5 protein-coding genes are annotated in these 3,378 nt (G+C 49.7%); 4 read left to right on the top strand and 1 reads right to left on the bottom strand.

The genetic code is table 11. The features are described from left to right. From Q0369_RS07910 to argS, 4 genes are all read left to right on the top strand, one after another. On the top strand, positions 1-306 hold a 306-nt coding region (locus Q0369_RS07910; protein WP_298098346.1), incomplete at its 5' end, for a hypothetical protein. Further along, positions 306-920, top strand: a complete 615-nt coding sequence (gmk, locus tag Q0369_RS07905) for a guanylate kinase (protein ID WP_298098343.1) — start codon at positions 306-308, stop codon at positions 918-920. The genes Q0369_RS07910 and gmk, both read left to right, overlap by 1 nt. A gap of 10 nt (positions 921-930) precedes the next feature. Continuing rightward, complete coding sequence (gene tatA, locus Q0369_RS07900; RefSeq protein WP_297918317.1) at positions 931-1,140, top strand: twin-arginine translocase TatA/TatE family subunit; 210 nt, start codon at positions 931-933, stop codon at positions 1,138-1,140. A 5-nt stretch (positions 1,141-1,145) separates the two neighbouring features. Beyond that, entirely contained in the window at positions 1,146-2,939 is a 1,794-nt protein-coding gene (gene argS, locus Q0369_RS07895; RefSeq protein WP_298098340.1) for an arginine--tRNA ligase, read from the top strand. A gap of 139 nt (positions 2,940-3,078) precedes the next feature. On the opposite strand, the gene Q0369_RS07890 is transcribed toward argS, so the two are convergent. Next, a complete protein-coding gene (locus Q0369_RS07890) occupies positions 3,079-3,249 on the bottom strand; it encodes a hypothetical protein (protein WP_298098337.1) in 171 nt (56 codons plus the stop codon). Between the last annotated feature and the right edge of the window lie 129 nt (positions 3,250-3,378).

Below are 3,378 nucleotides of genomic sequence, written 5' to 3'. Positions count from 1 at the left end.
GGCGCGTCCGAGCAGGTAAATGAGATGAAATTTGGCGCACAAGCTATGCCGAATGTGCTTGCTGCTTCGGCTGCGGCGGAGTTTGCCAGCCTTATGGCAAGCGAGTTAGAGCCTAGCGCCAAAAGCGAGTCGCTGCGTAACGAGCACGGTAAAAAACCGAGTGCTGAGGAGCTGAAAACCAAGTTGCGTGATGATCTAGAAGCGGGCATCGCAAACACGATCGAGAAATTTGCGGGCAGTAAGGACGCTAAGGACGCGCTGAAGGACTTTAAGATCAATATCGACATATCGTTTGGAGATCAGTAGTGCGGGGCAAAATTTTGCTCGTTTCCGGTCCAAGCGGTAGCGGCAAAAGCACGCTCATAAAGCGTCTTATCGCAGAATTCGGCGGGCAGATATACTTTTCGATCTCCTCTACGACGCGCGAAATGCGTGCGGGCGAAGCGGACGGCGTAAATTATCATTTCATAAGCAAGAGCGAGTTTCGCGCAGGCATCGAGCGCGGAGAGTTTTTAGAGTGGGCGTTAGTTCATGGCAAATACTACGGTACTTCGCTAAAAGCCGTTACAAGCGAGCTTGAGCGGGGTAAGATCGTGATTTTTGACATCGATGTGCAAGGATATGAGATCGTGCGTAGCAAAGTGCCTAAAAGCGAGCTTACTAGCGTATTTATTACTACGCCGAGCTTGTCGGAGCTTAGGGATAGGTTGCGTGCTCGTGGCGATAATGATCCCGCCGATATTGCTTTGCGCCTGCGAAACGCGCAAGAGGAGATGGAGCGCCTAGGCGAATACGATTATTTGATAATCAACGATCGTTTGGAGCAGGCGTATGAAAATTTCAGATCGATCTACAAGGCGATCAGGCTTGAGACCGCAGGCCGCAACATAAACAAACTAATCGAAATTTGGAAAATTTAAAGGAGAAAAAATGGGCGTAAGCGTTCAACAACTGCTAATTATCTTAGTGATCATCGTGTTGCTTTTCGGAGCTAAAAAGATCCCGGAGCTCGCAAAGGGCGTAGGCAAGGGCATTAAGACCTTCAAAAAAGAGATGGAGGACGACACGCCTGAAAAGGTCGAGAAAAAGGCCGAGGAAGAGGTTAGAGACGCCGAAATTAGCGATAATAAAAAGGCGTAAAGGATTTGAAAAATTTAGTCTTAAATGAAATTTTTAAAATTTTATCTCGCAAAGTCGTTTTAGAAAGACCCAAAGATAAAAGCTTGGCCCATTACGCCTCGCCCGAGGCTTTTGCGCTGGCTAAAGAGCTGCGAAAGCCGCCTAAGCTCATCGCCGAGGAGCTTGCGGCTAAATTTAAAGATAGCGAAATTCTAAGCGCCACGGCGGTGAACGGCTATCTAAATTTTCACCTAAAGCCCGCTGTGTTGGGCGTTCTTGCTGAAAACGCCCTTAAACGGGGCGGCGATTTTGCGAAAAACGACGCGAAGCTCGGAGACGGAATTTTACCGGCTTCGGAAAAGCTTTGTGCGAGTGAGCCTGCTTGCAAAGACTCAGCTGCGAATCTGGCTGCGAGCGGTAACGACGCCGCTAAATCGCAGAATTTCGACACACAAAATTTTATTTCGCAGAATTCTGCAGAGGCGTCAAATTCCGTCGTAGCATCAAATTGCGATGAAGCGCAGAATTCCGTCGCTATGCCGCAAAAAATTTTGCTTGAATACATCAGCGCCAATCCGACCGGTCCGCTTCATATCGGGCACGTGCGCGGCGCCGTTTACGGCGATACGTTCGCGCGCATCGGAGGCTATCTGGGGCACCGCGTCGATACGGAGTACTACATCAACGACGCGGGCAATCAGATCGAGCTTTTGGGCACTTCGATCGCGCTTCGTGCGTGCGAGCTTGCGGGTGAGGACGTGAGCTATCCCGAGAAATACTACCGCGGCGAGTATATCGACGAGATCATCCCTCTTGCGCGCGCCCAATTTGGCGATGAAATTTTCCGCGACGAATCGCGTGTTTTGATCCTTGCGGAGTTTGCTAAGGACGAAGTGCTAAAGATCATCCAAAAAGATCTCGCAGACGCCGGCATCCATATCCAAAACTGGGCTAGCGAAAAGAGCCTCTACGGCGAGCTTGAGCCTACGATTAAGAAGCTTGAGCGCAGCGGCAAGATGTATGAGGCGGAGGGTAAAATTTGGATCCGCTCATCGCAGCTCGGAGACGAAAAGGATCGCGTCGTCATCCGTGAGGATGCGCGCCCGACCTATCTCGCGGGCGACATCGTCTATCACAACAACAAATTTGAGCGCGGATATGAGCGCTGCATCAACATCTGGGGAGCCGATCACCACGGCTACATCGCGCGCCTAAAGGCTGCCGTGCATTTTCTGGGCTATGACGAAAGCAGGCTCGAGATCATCCTAATGCAGATGGTAAATTTGCTCAAAGACGGGCAGACCTACAAGATGAGCAAGCGCGCGGGCAACGCGATTTTGATGAGCGACGTGCTCGCCGCGATCGGCAGGGACGCGATGCGATTTATCTTCATTAGCAAAAAGGGCGAGACGCCGCTTGAGTTCGACGTGGACGAGCTCGCGCGCGAGGACAGCAGCAATCCGATCTTCTACATCAACTACGCTCACGCGCGGGTCAATCAAATTTTTACTAAAGCGGGCAAGCGCGAGGCGGACGTATTGGGCGCGGACTTCGGCACGCTGGATGAAGCGGGGCTCGGCCTAGCTTTTGCGGCGCTTGGCTTGAATGAAATTTTAAACGACGCTTTTAATTCGCGCGGCTTGCAGAAGCTGCCCGATTTCCTAAAAGCGCTCGCGGCGGACTTTCACAAATACTACAACGAAAACCGCGTCGTAGGCAGCGAGAACGAGGATGCGAAGCTCAAGTTGTTCGCGCTCGTAGCGCTTAGTATTCGCACGGCGTTTGCTCTGATGGGCCTAAGCGCGAAAGAGAAGATGTAGCCGCACAGGCTACATTCGCGCCGATAGCCTAAATCTCACGAACGAAATTTATGATTTAAATACAAAGCGAAATTTTACTTCTATGAAATTTTAAGGCTAGTTCTAAATTTACAGCTCGTAAAATTTCGATTTTAGAATTTTACGAGCAGTTCGCGATATTGCTACTGCGCCGTTCGTAAAATTTAAATTCGGCTGCAAATTTACCGCTTGCGGAATTTTGAAATTTTAAAATTTTGCGGCGTGGAAGTTCGAAGTAAAATTTTAAAACAAGGCTTGAGGTACTAAAATTTTTGTGCAGATTAAATTTCATGCGACGAAATTAATTCGTAAAATTCTCCTTGGCGGGATTTGCCTGCAAAAGAGTACTCCTTAAGCCCCGCGGCACATCGCCGCAAAAAGGATAGATATGAGAAAGATCATCGACATAACGGCACTTTCT

Origin of the sequence: uncultured Campylobacter sp., assembly GCF_938030685.1 — a bacterium.
In the GTDB taxonomy this organism is placed as follows: domain Bacteria; phylum Campylobacterota; class Campylobacteria; order Campylobacterales; family Campylobacteraceae; genus Campylobacter_B.
This window is presented reverse-complemented; position numbering and strand designations above follow the sequence as displayed.

What these genes read in the sequence shown, in the direction of transcription:
- tatA (WP_297918317.1), top strand. Translation starts at nt 931, where the DNA reads ATGGGCGTAAGCGTTCAACAACTGCTAATTATCTTAGTGATCATCGTG.
- Q0369_RS07890 (WP_298098337.1), bottom strand. Translation starts at nt 3,249, where the DNA reads ATGAAATTTAATCTGCACAAAAATTTTAGTACCTCAAGCCTTGTTTTA.